The 17766-nt window shown below is 36.3% G+C and carries 20 protein-coding genes; 4 read left to right on the top strand and 16 right to left on the bottom strand.

What is annotated here, in order from left to right; all coding sequences use genetic code 11:
• Nucleotides 1-46: 46 nt before the first annotated feature.
• From ACJMMI_RS09845 to ACJMMI_RS09780, 14 genes are all read right to left on the bottom strand, one after another.
• The gene (locus tag ACJMMI_RS09845; protein WP_405355344.1) at nucleotides 47-982 is read right to left on the bottom strand and encodes a hypothetical protein; all 936 of its coding nucleotides are present in this window, start codon (nucleotides 980-982) and stop codon (nucleotides 47-49) included.
• A 136-nt stretch (nucleotides 983-1118) separates the two neighbouring features.
• Nucleotides 1119-1679 carry a molecular chaperone GrpE gene (locus ACJMMI_RS09840; RefSeq protein ID WP_405355342.1) on the bottom strand — a complete coding sequence of 187 codons (561 nt, stop codon included), beginning with the start codon at nucleotides 1677-1679 and terminating at the stop codon, nucleotides 1119-1121.
• Nucleotides 1680-2030: 351 nt separating this feature from the next.
• Complete coding sequence (locus ACJMMI_RS09835; protein WP_405355340.1) at nucleotides 2031-2357, bottom strand: BlaI/MecI/CopY family transcriptional regulator; 327 nt, start codon at nucleotides 2355-2357, stop codon at nucleotides 2031-2033.
• A 33-nt stretch (nucleotides 2358-2390) separates the two neighbouring features.
• Complete coding sequence (locus ACJMMI_RS09830; RefSeq protein WP_405355339.1) at nucleotides 2391-2978, bottom strand: leucine-rich repeat protein; 588 nt, start codon at nucleotides 2976-2978, stop codon at nucleotides 2391-2393.
• On the bottom strand, nucleotides 2963-4132 hold the full coding sequence (locus tag ACJMMI_RS09825) for an exonuclease domain-containing protein (protein ID WP_405355337.1): 1170 nt from the start codon (nucleotides 4130-4132) through the stop codon (nucleotides 2963-2965). Before ACJMMI_RS09825 ends, ACJMMI_RS09830 begins: the two co-directional genes overlap by 16 nt.
• 17 nt (nucleotides 4133-4149) lie before the next feature.
• Entirely contained in the window at nucleotides 4150-5178 is a 1029-nt protein-coding gene (locus ACJMMI_RS09820; protein ID WP_405355336.1) for a replication initiator protein A, read from the bottom strand.
• Nucleotides 5175-5384, bottom strand: a complete 210-nt coding sequence (locus ACJMMI_RS09815; RefSeq protein ID WP_405355335.1) for a hypothetical protein — start codon at nucleotides 5382-5384, stop codon at nucleotides 5175-5177. Before ACJMMI_RS09815 ends, ACJMMI_RS09820 begins: the two co-directional genes overlap by 4 nt.
• On the bottom strand, nucleotides 5384-5656 hold the full coding sequence (locus tag ACJMMI_RS09810; RefSeq protein ID WP_249377309.1) for a septation protein SpoVG family protein: 273 nt from the start codon (nucleotides 5654-5656) through the stop codon (nucleotides 5384-5386). The genes ACJMMI_RS09815 and ACJMMI_RS09810 overlap by 1 nt, the downstream gene beginning before the upstream one ends.
• Nucleotides 5646-6926 (bottom strand): ParB/RepB/Spo0J family partition protein, encoded by a 1281-nt coding sequence (locus ACJMMI_RS09805; RefSeq protein WP_405355334.1) that lies wholly within the window; start codon nucleotides 6924-6926, stop codon nucleotides 5646-5648. The genes ACJMMI_RS09810 and ACJMMI_RS09805 overlap by 11 nt, the downstream gene beginning before the upstream one ends.
• A 3-nt stretch (nucleotides 6927-6929) precedes the next feature.
• A complete protein-coding gene (locus ACJMMI_RS09800; protein WP_405355333.1) occupies nucleotides 6930-7718 on the bottom strand; it encodes a ParA family protein in 789 nt (262 codons plus the stop codon).
• Between the two features lie 85 nt (nucleotides 7719-7803).
• Nucleotides 7804-8832, bottom strand: coding sequence for a tyrosine-type recombinase/integrase (locus ACJMMI_RS09795; protein WP_405355332.1), 1029 nt, complete (start codon nucleotides 8830-8832; stop codon nucleotides 7804-7806).
• A gap of 278 nt (nucleotides 8833-9110) precedes the next feature.
• Entirely contained in the window at nucleotides 9111-10703 is a 1593-nt protein-coding gene (locus tag ACJMMI_RS09790; RefSeq protein ID WP_405355331.1) for a zinc ribbon domain-containing protein, read from the bottom strand.
• 79 nt (nucleotides 10704-10782) lie between these two features.
• A complete protein-coding gene (locus ACJMMI_RS09785) occupies nucleotides 10783-12063 on the bottom strand; it encodes a hypothetical protein (RefSeq protein ID WP_405355330.1) in 1281 nt (426 codons plus the stop codon).
• A 36-nt stretch (nucleotides 12064-12099) separates the two neighbouring features.
• On the bottom strand, nucleotides 12100-12504 hold the full coding sequence (locus ACJMMI_RS09780) for a hypothetical protein (protein ID WP_405355329.1): 405 nt from the start codon (nucleotides 12502-12504) through the stop codon (nucleotides 12100-12102).
• 199 nt (nucleotides 12505-12703) lie between these two features.
• Here ACJMMI_RS09780 and ACJMMI_RS09775 point away from each other — a divergent pair, with 199 nt between their 5' ends.
• Nucleotides 12704-13039 carry a helix-turn-helix domain-containing protein gene (locus ACJMMI_RS09775; protein ID WP_405355328.1) on the top strand — a complete coding sequence of 112 codons (336 nt, stop codon included), beginning with the start codon at nucleotides 12704-12706 and terminating at the stop codon, nucleotides 13037-13039.
• A gap of 103 nt (nucleotides 13040-13142) precedes the next feature.
• Here the strand turns inward: ACJMMI_RS09775 and ACJMMI_RS09770 are convergent, their stop codons facing one another.
• A complete protein-coding gene (locus ACJMMI_RS09770) occupies nucleotides 13143-13847 on the bottom strand; it encodes a serine/threonine-protein kinase (RefSeq protein WP_405355327.1) in 705 nt (234 codons plus the stop codon).
• An 83-nt stretch (nucleotides 13848-13930) separates the two neighbouring features.
• Between ACJMMI_RS09770 and ACJMMI_RS09765 the strand changes: the two genes are divergently transcribed.
• Together ACJMMI_RS09765 and ymfI are read left to right on the top strand one after the other, a co-directional pair.
• A complete protein-coding gene (locus ACJMMI_RS09765; protein WP_405355326.1) occupies nucleotides 13931-14359 on the top strand; it encodes a hypothetical protein in 429 nt (142 codons plus the stop codon).
• 12 nt (nucleotides 14360-14371) lie between these two features.
• Nucleotides 14372-15109: an elongation factor P 5-aminopentanone reductase gene (gene ymfI, locus ACJMMI_RS09760; RefSeq protein WP_405355325.1), complete on the top strand. Its 738-nt coding sequence runs from the start codon at nucleotides 14372-14374 to the stop codon at nucleotides 15107-15109.
• Nucleotides 15110-15228: 119 nt separating this feature from the next.
• Here ymfI and ACJMMI_RS09755 read toward each other — a convergent pair whose 3' ends face one another.
• Nucleotides 15229-15882, bottom strand: coding sequence for a Crp/Fnr family transcriptional regulator (locus tag ACJMMI_RS09755; RefSeq protein WP_405355324.1), 654 nt, complete (start codon nucleotides 15880-15882; stop codon nucleotides 15229-15231).
• 600 nt (nucleotides 15883-16482) lie between these two features.
• On the opposite strand from ACJMMI_RS09755, the gene leuC reads away from it, so the two are divergent.
• Nucleotides 16483-17748, top strand: coding sequence for a 3-isopropylmalate dehydratase large subunit (leuC, locus tag ACJMMI_RS09750; RefSeq protein WP_405355323.1), 1266 nt, complete (start codon nucleotides 16483-16485; stop codon nucleotides 17746-17748).
• Nucleotides 17749-17766 lie beyond the last annotated feature (18 nt).

Genomic DNA, 17766 nt, shown 5'->3' with positions numbered 1-17766 from the left:
TCTTGCTTAACTGCTTTAATTGATGTGTTTAATTTTCATATATATATCAATACCAACCTGCTGCTCTTACGAGAGTTGTTTTTGTTTCATAATGTCCTTTTTCGGGAACTGTTTCAGTTTCATAGCCAACAATTGTTGATACAGTTTCGACACGATAACTACCATTTTCACCTTTATCCATATGAGCCTCCATATGTTCACTTGTATGTCCGGTAATTTCAGCACCACAAGTATTACAAATCGCAGCTGTATGGTCTTCATATATCGGACATTGCCAAGTGTAGCCTTCCTCATCTACAACCCAAACTTTTTCGGTTTTGTACTCTGCATCGTACCAAGTTTTGCCCTCGTGTGGGTCTTTTGTAGTCGGCTGTGTAGCCGGTGCAGGCTTACTTGAAGATGATGAGCCGGAACCGCTTGACGGCTTGCTCTGACTTGAGCTGCTTGATGAACCGCCTGACGGTTTACTCTGACTTGATGAACCGCTTGAGCCTGAATTGCTTGCAGGCTTGTTTGTGCTGCCTGATGAGCCGTTGTTCTTGCTTGTCTGACCGTTGCCGGCATTGTTATTATTGTTGTTAGTCTGATTGCTGTTGCCGTTGCTGTTATTGTTGCTCTGACCGCCGTTGTTCTGCTTGTTGTCGGTCTTTGCTGCATTCTGTGCATTAACTTCCGTAGCTTTTTCAGACTTCTCCGCAGGCTGTGTCTGCTTAACCTCAACAACCTTTGTTTCTTCCTCAATATGTGTATTGCCCTGACTGTCCGTCACAACTTGTGTAACAGTCTGAACAGAAGTACCGATTACCTCATCAGCCGTTGCCGTAGGCTGTTTGTTTCCGCAAGCGGTCAGCATAGCAATAATGACCGCCGCTACCGTTACTGTAGCAACCGCAACAATACCAATAGCCTTTTTCTTATTCGTTTTTTTCTCTGTCGGTTCATTCGTGTTTGTAATGTTTGTGTTCATTTCCTGTGTAGTCATAACTCTGACCCCTTTCGTATATGTCTTTATATCTTAATTTTACAATTCACATTTTTGTTTGTCAATATCAATATTCTTTCAAATTTTTGGATATAAAAAGCAGTCAAGAAATTTACTTAACTGCTTCGGTCTTGCCCTATTCATTGATTAACCTCTCCTTTGCTTTCCACCATTCGTTGACTTTTTCGACTTCTTTCTCCCAGTCGGCTTTCTCATTCTTTTTGAGATAGTCCGATTTGATTTCTGCGATTTGCTTCTCCCAGTCATCAATATCGGTTTTCAAAAATTCGATTTCTTCCTCGTCAAAAACACTCTGGTCTTTTTTGTAATCTTCCAGTTCTGCATATCCATTTTCAATATCATCTATGATTTCTAAAAAATCATCATACACATCATAACCAGTGTACAAAAGAAATTTTAAAAGTGTTTCTTCGGGGAACATTCCAAACCAACAACGCTCGAACCACTTGTTGGCATAATCTCTTTCATCACTTCCGTTTGAGTAAGTACCACCAACTAAATCTCCGACAAAATTCTCTATCAGCTTTCCAATAGTCAGACCATACTCCCCACACTTTCTCGCCAGTCGGTCACAATCTGCGTCCGAAAGCCTTACAGTGATTTTTCTCTCTTTTATTGTTTCAATTTCTTTCTTCTGTTCGTTGTCCCAACTCATATTCTTTACTTTTACTTTCATATTAACAAATCCTTTCCTCTTGAGGTGCGAAAAAAGCTAATAAATATTTAAAATATATTTTAAAATCGAATAAATAAAAATATTACACCTATGATTTCAACAGCAAACCAAGTAGCTGTCATTAATATTCCATATTTATCTACAAGTTTTATTTTTCAGTATATTTTAATGGTGTTGTAAAGTGAAATTGCTATAAAAATCGGTAAAATAATTATTATAATAAGTAATAGTATAATCATAAATTTCCTTTCATTTATATAATAAATTATGTTTACATAAATCACGGCAGTTCCGCACTGACTGCCGTGTAAATTTTTATGGCAAAAATAAAAGGAGAATAGGGTTAAATCATCAAGTGCGGTTTGTAAGTAAATCATTGCATAATGATACAAGTTCTTTAGCGTCTTGCTCATTGGGATTGAGCAAGTAAAAACAAAATTCTGCTTTGGTAAACGTTGGCTCATACACTATTGAGCATCGTGTAACACCGGCACGCAAGCCACAAGATTTAACGAAATTGCGTTTTTCTAATTGTCTTACAACATTAAATATGTATGTATCAGTATATGGATATTTTAATTTTGCACAATGCTCTGCTATTTCATTGCGTGTGCATTCTTTGTATTTCCAAAAAAGGTTCATTATCCTTAATTCAGCTTCTTTAACGTATTCAACCATAATCTTTTCTCCTCTATCGGACAATTTGTCCGCTTATCCAAATTTAAAACTACTTATCGGACAGTTTTCAAATGATGAACTGTCAATATGGCACTTATCATTTTTTATTGTAACTGTAGTTAAGTTTTTGCAATTTGCAAAAGCATAATTTCCGATTTTGCTTATATTATCTGCAATAGTTACTTCTGTAAGCTGATATTTACCATACAAAGCTTTGTTACCTATTGCTGTGACTTTGATTGCTTCCTGCTTATCTGTATACATATAATTGGGAACGCTGAGCTTTTTAGCTGTACCTCTGTAGTTAGTTATCGTTGCAGTGTTGTTTGCAACGGTATAAAAGAAATCGTTATATATGAATAATTGATTAGTCATATACAGTTGTATAGCTGATATATCATTGACGGTTATACTGCCGTCACCATCGAAATCAGCGTAATACAAAGTGAAATTAGCGGGGGTATGACCGGCTATATATATTTGTGTAAGTGTTACATCGAAAATGTTAATATTACCGTCTTTATTTACATCGCCTTTTTGGTATGTAGCAGCTTGTCCAACTGTCGAACAAGTTGCTACTGCTATAACCACAAGAACAAAAGAAACTATTTTTTTAAACACGCAAAATCCTCCTTACATTCGTTTATTTTATTGTAGCAATACAAAGTAGCTCGGCAATCAGCTAAACTGTCGTGTGCTGTATCGTTTTCCCAGTCATAACCGTAATACTCTGCACACTTAGTTAGTTTCTGCCCTTTATTGCAGCCATACTTATCACTCCATTCGCCGTATATGTCTGCGAAATCCTTCATAACATCTACAATAGTTGCGTTTTTATTTTCTGCTCCTACTGCATTAGCAGAAAGAAATTTCAAATCAAAGTTTACATTATATCCAATAATGACTTTTGCAGATTCAATGATATGTACTAATGCAGGGTAAATCTCAGCAGAAGTAGGTGCTTTTTCAACCATTTTAGGAGTAATGTTATTGACTGCCATTGCTTCGTCCCAACTATTTGTGTTCACTGGCTTTAGATAGCTGTTGAACAATGTATTTCCATCGCCATCGATGATTGAAACTTGCAAAAGCTCGTCAGTTTCAGGATTAAGTCCGGTTGTTTCTGTATCAACAACTATGACTTCATTTTCTTTCACCAACGATAAGTATTCTAACTTATCAGGGAAGAAATATCTTATAAATTTCTCATACATATCTTTGTCATAGTTTAAAAACTTCAAAAATTCAACTGCTTCTTTCCAGTTAAACATCTTTTGCAGATTTTTCTTGCTCATTTTAATTGTCTTACGGATACCAAAATCAGTAATAAAGTCTGCAACAAAATTATCTTTGTAATCGTAGAGTGCTATATCAACAGTCTTGGCAATACATACTGAATTATTGATTATTTTATTTCTCATTGCTTTTATCATATTAAAACTCCTTCTTTCAGTGGACGATTTGTCCAGTTTTTGTTTCTTTAGCTTATCAAACTCAGCCTTTAACTCTCTGCGTTTTGCCCGAGCGACACGCTTTTCTTTTTCTTCTGCACGGTAAGTAGCAAGCTCTTCATCAGTCATTTTGCGTACTTCCTCGTCCCATAGATATAGCTCTTGATTAGGACAATAAGCATTAACCCATAGATACTTACCGCATTTATCGTTAAGCTTAACATAATGCTTGAGCTTCCACTGCCTTTCGGTCAGCAAAAGTCTATCTTGCTTAACATTTATCCTTGTCCTTACGCTTGTTTTATAATCGTCCCAAATGCTCATATATACGCTCCTTTCTATCAATCACCTTTATAAGCTAACTGTGAATCAATATCAATATCAATTATCACAGGTGCATTGTATAGACAACTTATAGTGTATTTTCGAATGTTTTTGATTTGTTGTGATTTAAAAGCCTGTTTTAGCTTGCTAATCACATATGTTATGTGTGTATCATCAAGCAAGCTAAAGCGTTTGGCAACTCTTGCAGAAGAAATGCTTATGTTGTTGATATTAAACATATCGCCTGAATTTTGATTAATATACACATCAGCAATCAGACTAACGATAAAATCAAGATAATTTTCTTCTGTACCTTGAGAATACAAACTATCGTATGATATTTGTTCTTTAATATTTTCAACACATTGCGAATATTCCACTACTCCGTCACTCAATCCCTCAGAGATAGAAGATAGATTGTTCTGACTATTCTCAGTATGACTATTCTCAGTATTATTACATTCCGATTTTTGGAAGTCTTGATTTTCGTTTTTCGGAGGTCTTGAACTGTCTTTTTCGGAGTTTAAGACTTCTGACTTTTGAGAGTCTTGATTTTCGTTTTTCGGAAGTCTTGACTTCCTTTTTATCTGTTTCAGACTTTCACTTTTCGTAAGTCTTGAGTTGCCTTTTTCGGAGTTTAAGACTTCCATTTTGCTTTTTTCAGACTTCTGATTTTCGGAGGTCTGAGCCTGAGATAGTGGTTTTGCAAAATTCATAACATAAATCTTACAAGGATTGCCTTGCCCTTGGCGGATACGAATTATCAGTCCTATTTCATCAAGCTCGCTGAATATCTTAGTAGCCTTGCCTGTTCCAATGTTGAGCTTTTCTTTGGCTTCGTCTTGCGTGAAATACACATAGACTTTGCCGTCCTCATCAGTCCACTTATTTTTAGCTGATAGAGCCGTTCTGTCAAGCAAGAAACCATACAGCAGTTTAGCTTCAGACGAAATATATCTAAATTCATCATCAGTAAAAAGAACTTGTGGTACTCTGTAGAACAAGTATTGTTCACATTCGTTCCCTCTGAAAAAATCGAATTTCATACTGCACACTCTCTTTCGATTTTTTTAAATTCCTTATGATAAGTATTGATTTTTGCAGCTCCAATGTTTTCGATAAGACTTGCTACTTGCATAATGCTTGTGGCTGTTGCAGAATTGGTAAGCAAGATTGAAAATAACAATTTTGCTTCTGCTGAATAATTTTTGTATTCATCTGTCATTAATGATTTTGGTATATAAATATCCATTAGTGATCCTCTTTCATTATATCAGTGTAACTATCAATCACTGCTTTAGTAATTGTCTGACGGATTTTATTGTTAATCGGCACTATACTTTCTTGCCCGATTTTTTCAGCAACTTTAGTTGCCGGAAATTTCAAGTGATATTTGTCGGCAATCTTAATAAGCTGTATGTCATTGATGATAAAAGAATCATCAATGACAACAGAAACAATAGCTTTGATGTTAGAACCTTTGCGGTATCGTTTAATGCGGAGCTGTATATTACTAATCTTCATTTTCTACTCCAATCTTTATGATTTTGACAATATCATCTGTGGTATAATGTTCCCGAATATACTGTCTTACTATGCGTTCAAGGATTTTATGCTGCATAATATATGTTGTTTTATTAACCTTGATTGAAAACATATTGTGAGCTGCCCGGAAATTATACGACACCTTGCAGTCGTCAATTTTTACCCCGACAGCAGTGTAATAGCTTTCAATATAATTCTTCTTAAGGTAGTTATAACAATCATTTGCATCAAAAAATTCTCTGATAATGTAATAGTCAATTCTTGTAGCAGTAATTACTGTCTTTGCAATTATGCTTCTGTCAGATAAAGAAATATTTTCAGGAGCAATTACTTGAATGGTGTCAGCATCAGTTTGTCTTGTTTTTTCTACTGCTGGTGATACTGATAACTGTTCTGATGTCAGAGAACTTTCTGTATTCTCTTTCTTAACTCGTTTCTCAGCCTTTTCTTCTTTTGTATCTGAAACGGCAGATAAATTATCTGTTTCAGTATCAGAAAAATCGTTATCAGGATTATTTACAATATAGTTATCATAATCATAATGCCAAAAATAATATTCCATATTTCTGAAATCTTTTTTTAGTGCTTTGGCAATTTTTAAACCAATTTTACAGCTTGTATTATTAAGCAAAAAGCCGTAGAGCTTTGATTGTTCCTGCTCATTTAAGTACGACAACTCAACAGCCGCAAGGACCGGAATCTTTTCATTGTCGGTAAGGTCAAGCAATGGCTTGATAAGATTGTTAAGTCTAATGTATCTGTATATCTTCTTTTCGTCAGTATCGGTTTCCATTGACATCTGCTGACGGGTATAACCAAGTTTCTGCAATTCCTTGTAGCCGTAAGCAAGTTCAGAAGGAAGATAGTCATTATTTCTTGCAAGGTTAGTAGTGAGCTGAACCTTTTTATATGCAACCTTATCGGTTGCTAAATCGTTGCGAATGATACATTTTACAAACGGCAAGCCAGCTTCTTTGACAGCTAAAAACCTGTGTCTGCCGTCAACTATTTGATACTTATTATCAGCGAGAGGAATTACAATGCAAGGTGAAATTTGACCATCAGTCTTAATACACTTTGCAAGAAAACTTATAGTATCATTATGTATTTTAAACTGTTGTTCATTGTCTATAGAGAGCTTGTCAGTTTCAATTTCTACAACAGTATTATCGTTGAGAATAGCTGTCGGATTACCTGAACCTGTAACATTGAAATTCAGACTACCTGTTTGGATTGACATTTTTTTCATTGCTTAGCCCTCCATTCTCTCAATGATTTCATTGACAACTGACATATATTCCTGACCTAATGTATTCGTTTTAGCATTCGATTTAACGCAACTCTGATGATAGCCAACAGCATTTTTGGCAGCTGTCTTATAAGAAATAGTTGTATTAAACACTAAATCTCCATAAGACGCTTTGAGTGCATCATATACTTCTTTGCTGTGGGTTGTGCTTTTCTGATACATTGTACCTAAGATACCAAGTATATACTTCGATACATCAGTATCATTTTTTGTATTAACGAGCTGCTGAAGAATATCATTAACCTTGTTGTATGACATTATGTCACACTGCACTGGGATAAGCAGCTTGTCTGCTGCTGCAATAGCGTTAGTTACAAGTAGGTCAGTTGCAGGAGAACAATCAATGAGTATGTAATCATATTCACTAAAGCTACCTACAGATAACAGCTTTTTTAAAATGTTTGTGCAATCGTTTTTTCCGGCGAGGTAGGAAGGAATACCGTCAAGGCTTGCACTCAACGCAGGTATATAATCAAAACCCTCAGAAGAAAAATGTCTGATACAAGCGTTGTAATCAATATACATTCCGCTGACTGAAAACATTATCATCTCTGCGATAGTAGGTTTGCCGTCAAACTCATAGTTGAGCCAAAACGATAGATTCGCTTGCTGGTCGAGGTCGATGAGCAATACCCTTTTGCCCTCTTTTGAAAGTCCTGCTGCTAAGTTAAGTGCAGTTGTTGTCTTGCCTACTCCACCTTTTTTGTTTACGATTGCGATTGTCTTTTTCATAAGTCTTACTCCTTTTCTGGACAAATTGTCCACTTTTTATAAAATAAAAAAGCCGACTACAATGTAATCGACTTTTGTTTACTAATTAAATATTTTCTATGTCTAAATCTGACTGAATATAATTGTCAAATTTGCTTATATTTAGTTCTCTAAATTGCTGGTCAAGATGTGTATATATTTTAAGAGTTATTTCTATGTTGCTATGTCCTAACAGCTCCGATGCTGTAAGCACATCAACTCCTGATATATACAGAAGCGTTGCATATGTATGTCTGAGCTGATGAGCACTAAATGTATTTATAATTCTTGGAATACCTGTTGGAGTATGCTTGTTTTCAGGTTTTATTCCTGCATCGGCACATTTTTTGCAATAGGCTGTGTAGTTTATTTCGTTCTGATAGGATTTCCATAAACTTCTCCATTGAGTTGGAGATTGGAGTTCTCCAGCTCTATTTGGCATCACAAGGTATGAATTTGATATATCCTTTTGTTTTTTTAACCAAGCTCCTAAATTAACAGGAATTGAAACATAACGGCACTTGCCATTTTTTGTACCTTCTGTTACAATATACTTATTACTCGAAATTCTTTGTGTTCTTTTATTGACAGAGAGCTTATAGTTGACTAAATCAATATCTCCCCATTCAAGAGCAAGCACTTCACCGGTTCGCAATCCCATAAACATCATTATTACAGCTGCAATTTTGGCTCGGTGTTCTGTATCAATTACGAGTTGCTGCTGTTCGGGAGTGATTGCACCAACTATTTTTGTCGGTGCATTTTTTGGAATGACTTTCTTTTTGTTTCTTGCTGGATTTTTGTAGATTAGCTCGTTTTCGATAGCGTAATCAAAAATTCGAGTAGCACAGTCAACTATATTTTTCAAGACTTTTTTGGAAGTCGGTTTTTTGGTGTTCGGGTTTTCTATATACAGCCGTCTTATTATTTCGTCAATATGAGCAGGCTTTACATCAGTCACTTTACATTCACCTATTCCATTATTAAGGTGATTGATGTAAGACTGTAAATTCTGTTGATAGGTATAAGTTTTACCCAAAGACGACACAGATAGCCATCGTTGTGATAGCTCTTTAAATGTAATTGATTTTTCCATTGTTTACCACTCTTTCATTTATTATACTAATATATTATAGATTTAAAGCAATGGAAAATAAAGAGGGAAATATGGAAACTATAAACTATATATCTCACACTCATAACCCGAAGGTCGTCGGTTCAAATCCGGCTCCCGCAACCACTTAAAGCACTAATCGAAAGGTTAGTGCTTATTTTTGTTTAAAATCTGATTATAAATTATCATTAAATACAATTCCAAAAAAGTAAAAGCTTGGGTAAATATTATCATTTACTCAAGCTTTTATAATGTAAAAATTAATTCACTAATTCGCCGGTTGTTACAAGTTCACCGGTTTTTGCGTTCAATTCAAATGAAACAAAGTTGTTTGCTACAATTATTTTGTCATCTACAAACTGAACGGTGTTTGAACTGCCGGAATAATTATCGTTCATAATGTTGGTTTTCCATACTATGTTGCCGTCTAAATCCGTTTTCATAACGGAATCAGATTTTTCGGCGGAAAACATTATCAAACCGTCAGCAACCTTTCGTATATCGGTTTTTTCACCGACATAGCTTGGTTTTGTGACATCTTCGCCGGTCTGCATATCAATTATGTACAAATCATTGTTGGCAACAATATAGAACTTGCTTTTAGTGTAATCATAAACACCGTTGACGGTTTCTTCAAAATCTCTCTGCCAAATTTTCTTAAAGTCGCTGTCATAATAAGCAACCGACATTGAATTTAAGCTTGTGTCAAAGGTGTAGATGAGGTAGTGCTGAAAATCAGGAGCAAACTCAATTTTTCTGATGATTTCAGCATTGTCTGTGTCTGTACCTGTATGGCAAACGCTCGATTTTGACTTTGCGTCTTCAATTATTCCCTGTTTAAGATAAAATCTGTATTTGGTAAATTTTGCATTTGACTGGTTTTCAGGCTCGCATATCATAAACGGATAGTCTGTAAAATTACAGTTCATAGCTCCCTTGCTCGAATCATAATCCTCGCCGTCTTTTGCGTTTCTTACTTCAATATCATTGCCAAACAAAGCTTTTGCAACCTGCTTTACAAAGGTATCGTCAAATTTATTCGGTGAGCCTATGGCTTTATTAAAGAATGTACGATATACATTTACTGTAGGAATTGTATATGAAGTACCGTCAATAGACTGAGTGTCAATTTTGGTATATCTGCCATAGCATACAATCTCATCACCGATTACAAGTCGGGCATCTGTTTGTTTTCCTTTTATTATAATGAGGTTGTCCTTTGTGCTTTCTTTGTATTCGTCATAAGGAACATTCATATTTGCGTTTCTGTAGTAATAGTTAGCCTCATTTTTGCCTACCCACACAAGTATCTCGTAGTCTGTGTCGGTAGATTTTATTATCTTCTGAACTGTGCCGGTAAAGCAAATCTGTGCGTTTTCAAATATTGACGGATAGCGTGCAAGAAATTCATACTTTGTTATATCTATGTAGTCATTGTCAAAGTATTGGGCAACCGTTTTTTGCTCGTCTGTTGTAATGCTTTCGGAATCAACCTTTGTGTTTCTCAAACCGATTTCATTGTCAACGCCTGAATTTGTTTCTGCCGTTTGAGCTGTCGGGCTAACGCTTTCCTGTGGTGAAGCCGTTGTCTGCACCTGAACAGTGCTCGGTGCGGTCACATCGTCATTTGCTTTTGCGTTGCCGGAAGTAATGACCACCACTACACCTGTAGTAACAAGTGCAACCGCCAAAACCGCCGAAACGCAGATAATAAGCAGTTTTTTTAGCGGAGGTTTCTTTTTGTTTTTCTCTTTATTGTCTAAGTCAAATTTCGTCATACAGTACGGGCAAAAGGTTGCTTCAATCGGCAATTCCTTTCCGCAATTTCTGCAAAACTGCGTGTCCTTTCCCATATACATCACCTCATATAGATAGTATAAAGCAAAAAATCAAATAAAGCAATGTTGTTTTCTGCATTGCGTTATCTAATGCTTAATATGACAGAGCAAAATATTTTGCCAGAGCTTCAAATTCGTAACTGCCTGAAAGAGTACAATCTCCTGCTTCCACATCACTAAACTGTATATATATAGTACCGTTAAAATCATATGTCGCACTTGCATAACTTCTATATCTTCCGGAAACTGTTACTGTACAGCTATTATCTCCTGTTCTATCAACAGAAATATCGGGCGATTTAAACATCATAGCTATTAATTCTCCATATGATATATCATTGCAAGCACCTGCTGATAATTGTGCAGGAAGATAATCTTCACAATAGCTTGTGCTTTTTAAAACACCTATAATTTTGTTATAGTATTCCTGGTCGCTCATATTTCTTAATTCAAGGTTGGGTGCCGTATTTCCCTCTGTAAGTTCTCCATATTCAGTTTTGGTTAAAGGATAAACGCATAGTGCATATAAATTTCTATATGGATTGTCATAAATTTTGTAACACACATTGTTATAAAATAAAGTTTTATATCCATCAGAATCATATTTCCCTGAGCATTCAAGATTTTCAGCAAGCTCATTGATCTTAAATATACCTAATTCAGGATTTAGCATACAAATAGCTTGTCTTACATAATCTGTCATTACTTTATCAAGATCATCACGATTATTATCTTTTATTCTCATACATATTTCGAAAAAATTAATTTTATCCGAACGGTTTTCTTTATAAAGATTTATCCAATATCCAATACGATCATTGTTTGTATCTTCTCTATTTAACTCATACTGTGTAGCACTTACTCCAAAAGATTCACAATCTTTTTCAACAGTATCAAGTAAAACAGCTAAAAAGCCATGTTGGTCTGTTTTAAGATTAAGTTTGTTTACTGCATTAGTATTGAGCTTCTGAAATCCCATTTCATCAAAATTAAAACGCAAACCATTGTCATTATCCGCTTCTTCGGTAACTACCGTCGATTCAACAAAAGGATCACCAAAATACTTTTGAGGAATTTTCAGTACAAATGTAATTACAATAATAGCGATAACAAGTATTATTGAAACGCAGGGAATAATTATTTTTTTTCTTTTCTTTTTCGGCTTTTGCTTTATTGCGTCGATATTTGCATTTGTATTTTGCTGTTGTGCATAAACAGAACTTTCAGGGGCTTGGTTGATACAGGCTTCCTGCTGATTAAAATTTTCCTTTTGATGTTTAAGCGAATTTTCAAATTCATTTAAATCTTGACCGCAATGTTTGCAGAAATTATCACTGTCGTTATTCATAAATCCACATTTTGTGCAACTTTTCATAGTTCTTTCCTCCATTAATCATTTAGGAACAATTTGTTATATAAAACTGATTATTTCTTTAATATAATCCTTATTGGTTTCAGCGAACAGACTGCCTTTTCTTTCTTTCAGGCGGTCATCATCAATGATTATATATTTGTTGATACTGCTGTTAAGCCATTTTACACCAATTTCATTTTCGCAATTTTCGTAACCTTGATGTGTATTTTGGCGTTTTAATTCACTTGTTACAATACCAACAGCCTTTACTTTCATTGCTTTTGATGCGTGGTAAAGAGATTTGATATAAATAATATCACCGATTTTGATATCGTTTAAGATTTCATACAATTCGGGCTTGTCCTCACACCTCCAACCGATACAAGCAAAACCGTCTTTAACAAAATTTTTCAGCTGTTCCTCTGTTGAAGAAAACATTGAACCCATTCCATAAACCGACATAAAGTTCACTCCTTTAGATATTTAATAATACACAGACAGCAAGATAAGCTATCTGACAAAATTCATAAATTTTTTATCTATTACAACTCAAGTTTAGCACAATTAATGCTACAAGTTAATAATAAATGCTTACAGTAAATTTATTTTTTTGTTCAAAAAGTTTAGAATAAACTATATATAACATTCTGAGGTTTTATTTATGAACAAAAATATTGACTATACGGCTCTCGGTAAAAGAATAAAGGAAAAGCGAATTGAAAAAGGACTTACTCAGGAACAGCTTGGCGAATTGTGCGAACTTTCGGCGGCTCACATAGGTCATATTGAGCGTGGCACAAGGATACTTTCTGTTGATGTGCTTTTCCGAATTTCACAGGTGCTCGACACAAGCATTGACTACCTTGTTTTTGACTCTGTCGGAAATGAAAATATGCTGAGCGAAATTGCAAGTACTATTAAAAACGCCGATAAAAACAAGGTAAGTACATTTCTGAATACTATTCGTGTGCTTGCCGATAACATTGATGAGCTTTAAATAATCTTTTGTTAAAAATAGATAAAATAAATAACCGCCTATGATTAAATTATAATCAAAGGCGGTATTTTTGTCCTGTGCTGTCAGCACAGTTTTGTTGATTTTATAAATTTCTTTTAAGTTCCTTTACATTCTTGTAGCGGTTGTCGGGAATTGTCTGCGTACATTTTACAATAACCTTTTTAAGTCTTCCGTTATAAAGCTCAATTTCAGGAGGTTTTCCTGTCAGCATAACATTCATCAGCACTCCCAAAGCGTAAATATCCGTTCTTTCGTCAGTCTGATTCATTCCGTATTGTTCAGGTGCCGCATAACCGATTGTACCAATCGCCAGCGTGTCTTTCTGTCGATAAGGCTTGTAAATTCGTGCGGCGTCATAATCAATCAGCTTTACATTGCCGTTGTTGTCAATCATTACATTTTCGGGCTTAATGTCTTTGTGAATGATTTTGTGGCTATGCAAAAAATCAAGTGCGTCACAAAGGGCAGAGGCTATCTTTTTTACTCCTGACGGAACATAAAGGCTTTCCTGTAAATAGTCGGCTATGGTTTGACCGTCAATAAATTCTTCAAGCACAATAATGCCTGTATCGGTTTTTATAACATCATAAATATTTGCAATGTTTGGGTGAGAAAAGTTTTTCAAAACAGAGTAAACCTCTCTGCTACTTTGCATTGTTCGTTTTATAATCTGTTTTCCGAGCGTTTTGTGTCTGAATACACAAATTTCGGTTTTTTCATTACGCTTGAGCACTCGCACAAATTGGTATTGCTCCTTGAGTACCTTATCAGTCCAATTATTTTCCATTACATTTGCTCCACTTTGTTGATAAGTAAATTATAACATGATAAAATGTATTTGAAAACTTATATTTTTAAGGGGATTTAGATATGCAGAACAAATCGACAACACAGCTTTTGAAGGAACTCGAAAATTTTAATACCTTTGAGGAATATGAAAAGGTAAACAAGGCATCTATGATTAATAAAAATCTGTCGGAATATCTTTCTGACTTGGTGGCAGAAAGAAAGCTTACAAAAGCAGAGGTAATCAGGAAAGCGGAGTTAGGCGAGAGCTACGCATATCAGATGTTTTCAGGTGTAAAAACCGCTCCGAAAAGAGATAAGTTAATTTGCCTTTCAATCGGTATGGGACTGTCGGTAAAAGAAACCAACAGCGTATTAAAAATTGCAGGTCTGTCACCACTGTATCCTAAAATTAAGCGTGACAGCATTATTATTATAAATATGAATAACGGTAAAAGTGTTGTGGAAATCAACGAAGCATTATATAACGAAAATGAAGATACATTGAATTAAGAGAGGAATAATATGAGAACAGCGGTAATTACAGGTGCGTCGGGCGGAATCGGCTCAGCGATTGCATTGGCATTTGCAGGTGAGGGCTGCAATGTTGTGCTGCAGTATAACAAAGGAAAAGAGAAGGCAGAGGCACTTGCCGAGAAAATTCAGAAAGAGTATGGCGTGATTGCCCTGCCGGTACAGGCAGATATTTCGTCATCACAGTCGGTTAAAAGCCTTTTTGACAAGGTGGAAGCTAAGCTTTCAAATGTTGATGTGCTTGTAAATAACGCAGGAATTGCACAGCAAAAGCTGTTTACGGACATTACGGACGAGGATTGGCACAGAATGATTGGCACAAACCTTGACGGAGTTTTTTACTGCTCAAGAGAGGTTCTGAGCCGCTTTATGATAAAAAACCACAGCGGAGTAATTCTTAATATAAGCTCAATGTGGGGACAGGTAGGAGCATCATGCGAGGTGCATTACAGTGCGGCAAAGGCAGGAGTAATCGGACTTACAAAGGCTCTTGCAAAGGAGGTCGGACTTTCAAATATTAGGGTAAACTGCATTGCACCGGGAGTGGTTATGACCGATATGATGAAATCGTTTGATGAGCAGACGATAAATGAACTGAAAGAAGAAACTCCGCTTAATATGCTCGGTCAGCCGGAGGATATTGCACAGACAGCAGTTTTTCTTTGCTCAGATAAGGCAAAATTTATTACCGGACAAGTGCTCGGCGTAAACGGCGGGTTTATTATATAATTAGAAATTCTAGAAAGTGTGATAATAACCTAACTTATTGCCCGAATAAATTCTTATACTGTCGTTACAAGTCAAAGTTTTTAACATTTTATTAAATCTATGTTAAAAACTTTGGCTTTTTATTTTTCACCGCATATTTTTTCAAGTGCTGTTTTATTGAGGATTTTTATTCCCCTGTAATGCGTTGCAAGTACGCCTTGAGAGGAAAGTCGGCTCAGGGTTTTGGTTACTGTAATTCTTGATACACCCACAGTTAGTGCGATTTCTTCATGCGTGAGCGACACCTTGTCATCTACCATATCGTCAAGCAAAAGCTTGGCTATTCGTGCATCTGCCTGCATAAAGGTCATTGAGTCAAGCTGAGTTGTTAGCAGGCGGATTCGTGTGGCAAGAATTTCGAGAAGTTCAAAGGCTATAGGAGGATTTTTTTGAATTAAGTCGAGGAGAATTTTTTTATCTATAATAACAAGCTCGCTTGCAGTCACAGCTTTTGCGGAGCTTACCCTCGGCTTATGGTCAAAGAACGCACCCTCACCGATAAGTTCTCCCTTGACAGCAGTATTTAAAGTTTTTTCCATTCCGTCGGGAGAAATCATAAAAACTGTAGTCTTCCCTTTTTTTATGTAATAAAAGCTGTCGGCAATGTCACCCTGATGATAAATAATCTCGCCTTTTGCAAAGGATTTTGTGTAAGGCAGGGTGTCAAATAAGGTTTTCATATCGTTGTGGGTGTTGTAAAGTTGTGTTGTCGGAGTGTTCAGATTTTTTTCCATAGTTTCACCATATTGCAAAGTTTTGGTTTTGTAATAATAAAATTTAGGTCGAGCCTTTTTAAAGGCTCGTGGGTTTGGGCAAAGCCCAAGAAAAGTTGTTTTTATTGTAAATTTTCAGGCACAAACAGCGTTGCTGTTTGTGTGTTAAAACAAAGTTTGTAAAAACAGGCGACAGCCTTTTAAAAAAATAATTTATAAATATAAAAAGAAAATCTTTTCTGTTTTGTGTTGCTGTCGCATTATAAGGCTTCCACCATTGCGTTAAAGCCGCCAAACAGCAAGCTGTTTGGCTATCAGAATTTTGCATTATATAAAAGCTAAGCTTTGTGGGCTTTGCCCACACCCACAACCTTTGAAAAAGGTTGCCAAATTTTTATATCCGAGTATAAAGTCTGTGCTAATTAAAGCAAAATTTCCCGACCATTTCAAACAATGATTTATCAATGTTACCCTAATATATTAAAAGCAGAATCATTTTCTTTTTACAATTCTAATTACTCACTGCTTTTGCCATTTTTGTTTTAATTGTAGCATACTTTACAATCTTTTTGCAAGTGGTATGTAATAATGTAATTAGAAAAAATATAAGGAGTGATATTTATGGGTATGACTATGTCACAGAAAATTCTTGCCGCTCACGCAGGACTTTCAGAGGTTAAGGCAGGTCAGCTTATTGAGGCAAAACTCGATATGGTACTCGGCAACGATGTAACATCACCTGTTGCAATCAATGTTTTTGAACAGAACGGTGCAACAGCAGTATTTGATAACACTAAAATAGCAATGATTATGGACCACTTTACTCCTAACAAGGATATTAAAGCGGCTACTCAGGTTAAGCAGGTTAGAACTTTTGCTGATAAATACGACATCAAAAACTACAGAGATGTAGGTCAGATGGGCATTGAACACGCTCTTCTTCCTGAGCAGGGTCTTGTTGGCCCGGGCTGTCTGTGCATTGGTGCAGACTCTCACACCTGTACATACGGTGCACTCGGTGCATTCTCTACAGGTGTTGGTTCTACAGATATGGCTGCCGGTATGATCAGCGGCAAGGCTTGGTTCAAAGTTCCTTCTGCTATCAAGTTCAACCTCATTGGCAAGCCACAGGGCTTTGTCAGCGGTAAAGATGTAATTTTACATATTATCGGTATGATTGGCGTTGACGGTGCTCTTTACAAATCAATGGAATTTACAGGCGAGGGCGTTCAGTACCTCAACATTGACGACAGACTTTGCATTGCAAATATGGCTATTGAAGCAGGTGCTAAAAACGGCATCTTCCCTGTTGACGATGTAACCCGTGAATACTGCAACGGCAGATACCAGGGTACTCCTGTTGAATACACAGCTGATGAGGACGCTGTATATGACGAGGAATACACAATTGATTTAAGCAAAATCCGTCCTACAGTTGCTTTCCCACATCTTCCGGAGAACACAAGAACTGTTGATGAAATCGGTGAAACCGAGGTTAAGATTGACCAGTGCGTTATCGGTTCTTGCACAAACGGCAGAATTACCGACCTTAGAGCAGCAGCAGAGGTATTCAAGGGCAGAAAGATAGCTAAAAATGTAAGATGTATCATCTTCCCCGGCACACAGGCAATTTGGCTTCAGGCTATGCACGAGGGACTTTTTGATATTTTCATTGAGGCAGGTGCAGTTGTTTCCACTCCAACCTGCGGTCCATGTCTTGGCGGACATATGGGTATTCTTGCAGCCGGTGAAAAGGCTATTTCAACCACAAACCGTAACTTCGTAGGCAGAATGGGGCATGTTGACAGTGAGGTTTACCTTGCAAGCCCGGCGGTTGCTGCTGCAAGTGCTGTTAAGGGTTACATTACAGACCCTGCAAAGCTTTGATTTTTTGAAAGGTAGGTA

The sequence above is a fragment of the Ruminococcus sp. genome (genome assembly GCF_045129435.1).
In the GTDB taxonomy this organism is placed as follows: Bacteria; Bacillota; Clostridia; order Oscillospirales; family Acutalibacteraceae; genus Ruminococcoides.
The sequence above is the reverse complement of the archived record's forward strand: the minus strand, read 5'-3'. Positions and strand labels throughout refer to the sequence as shown.

Excerpts from the sequence above, each read along its gene's own strand:
- ACJMMI_RS09765 (WP_405355326.1), top strand. The coding sequence starts at position 13,931 with ATGCAGAACAAATCGACAACACAGCTTTTGAAGGAACTCGAAAATTTT.
- ACJMMI_RS09800 (WP_405355333.1), bottom strand. The coding sequence starts at position 7,718 with ATGAAAAAGACAATCGCAATCGTAAACAAAAAAGGTGGAGTAGGCAAG.
- leuC (WP_405355323.1), top strand. The coding sequence starts at position 16,483 with ATGGGTATGACTATGTCACAGAAAATTCTTGCCGCTCACGCAGGACTT.
- ACJMMI_RS09775 (WP_405355328.1), top strand. The coding sequence starts at position 12,704 with ATGAACAAAAATATTGACTATACGGCTCTCGGTAAAAGAATAAAGGAA.
- ACJMMI_RS09825 (WP_405355337.1), bottom strand. The coding sequence starts at position 4,132 with ATGAGCATTTGGGACGATTATAAAACAAGCGTAAGGACAAGGATAAAT.
- ACJMMI_RS09840 (WP_405355342.1), bottom strand. The coding sequence starts at position 1,679 with ATGAAAGTAAAAGTAAAGAATATGAGTTGGGACAACGAACAGAAGAAA.
- ACJMMI_RS09755 (WP_405355324.1), bottom strand. The coding sequence starts at position 15,882 with ATGGAAAAAAATCTGAACACTCCGACAACACAACTTTACAACACCCAC.
- ACJMMI_RS09805 (WP_405355334.1), bottom strand. The coding sequence starts at position 6,926 with ATGAAAAAAATGTCAATCCAAACAGGTAGTCTGAATTTCAATGTTACA.
- ACJMMI_RS09770 (WP_405355327.1), bottom strand. The coding sequence starts at position 13,847 with ATGGAAAATAATTGGACTGATAAGGTACTCAAGGAGCAATACCAATTT.
- ACJMMI_RS09835 (WP_405355340.1), bottom strand. The coding sequence starts at position 2,357 with ATGGTTGAATACGTTAAAGAAGCTGAATTAAGGATAATGAACCTTTTT.
- ACJMMI_RS09810 (WP_249377309.1), bottom strand. The coding sequence starts at position 5,656 with ATGAAGATTAGTAATATACAGCTCCGCATTAAACGATACCGCAAAGGT.
- ACJMMI_RS09845 (WP_405355344.1), bottom strand. The coding sequence starts at position 982 with ATGACTACACAGGAAATGAACACAAACATTACAAACACGAATGAACCG.
- ymfI (WP_405355325.1), top strand. The coding sequence starts at position 14,372 with ATGAGAACAGCGGTAATTACAGGTGCGTCGGGCGGAATCGGCTCAGCG.
- ACJMMI_RS09785 (WP_405355330.1), bottom strand. The coding sequence starts at position 12,063 with ATGAAAAGTTGCACAAAATGTGGATTTATGAATAACGACAGTGATAAT.
- ACJMMI_RS09795 (WP_405355332.1), bottom strand. The coding sequence starts at position 8,832 with ATGGAAAAATCAATTACATTTAAAGAGCTATCACAACGATGGCTATCT.
- ACJMMI_RS09790 (WP_405355331.1), bottom strand. The coding sequence starts at position 10,703 with ATGGGAAAGGACACGCAGTTTTGCAGAAATTGCGGAAAGGAATTGCCG.
- ACJMMI_RS09820 (WP_405355336.1), bottom strand. The coding sequence starts at position 5,178 with ATGAAATTCGATTTTTTCAGAGGGAACGAATGTGAACAATACTTGTTC.
- ACJMMI_RS09815 (WP_405355335.1), bottom strand. The coding sequence starts at position 5,384 with ATGGATATTTATATACCAAAATCATTAATGACAGATGAATACAAAAAT.
- ACJMMI_RS09780 (WP_405355329.1), bottom strand. The coding sequence starts at position 12,504 with ATGTCGGTTTATGGAATGGGTTCAATGTTTTCTTCAACAGAGGAACAG.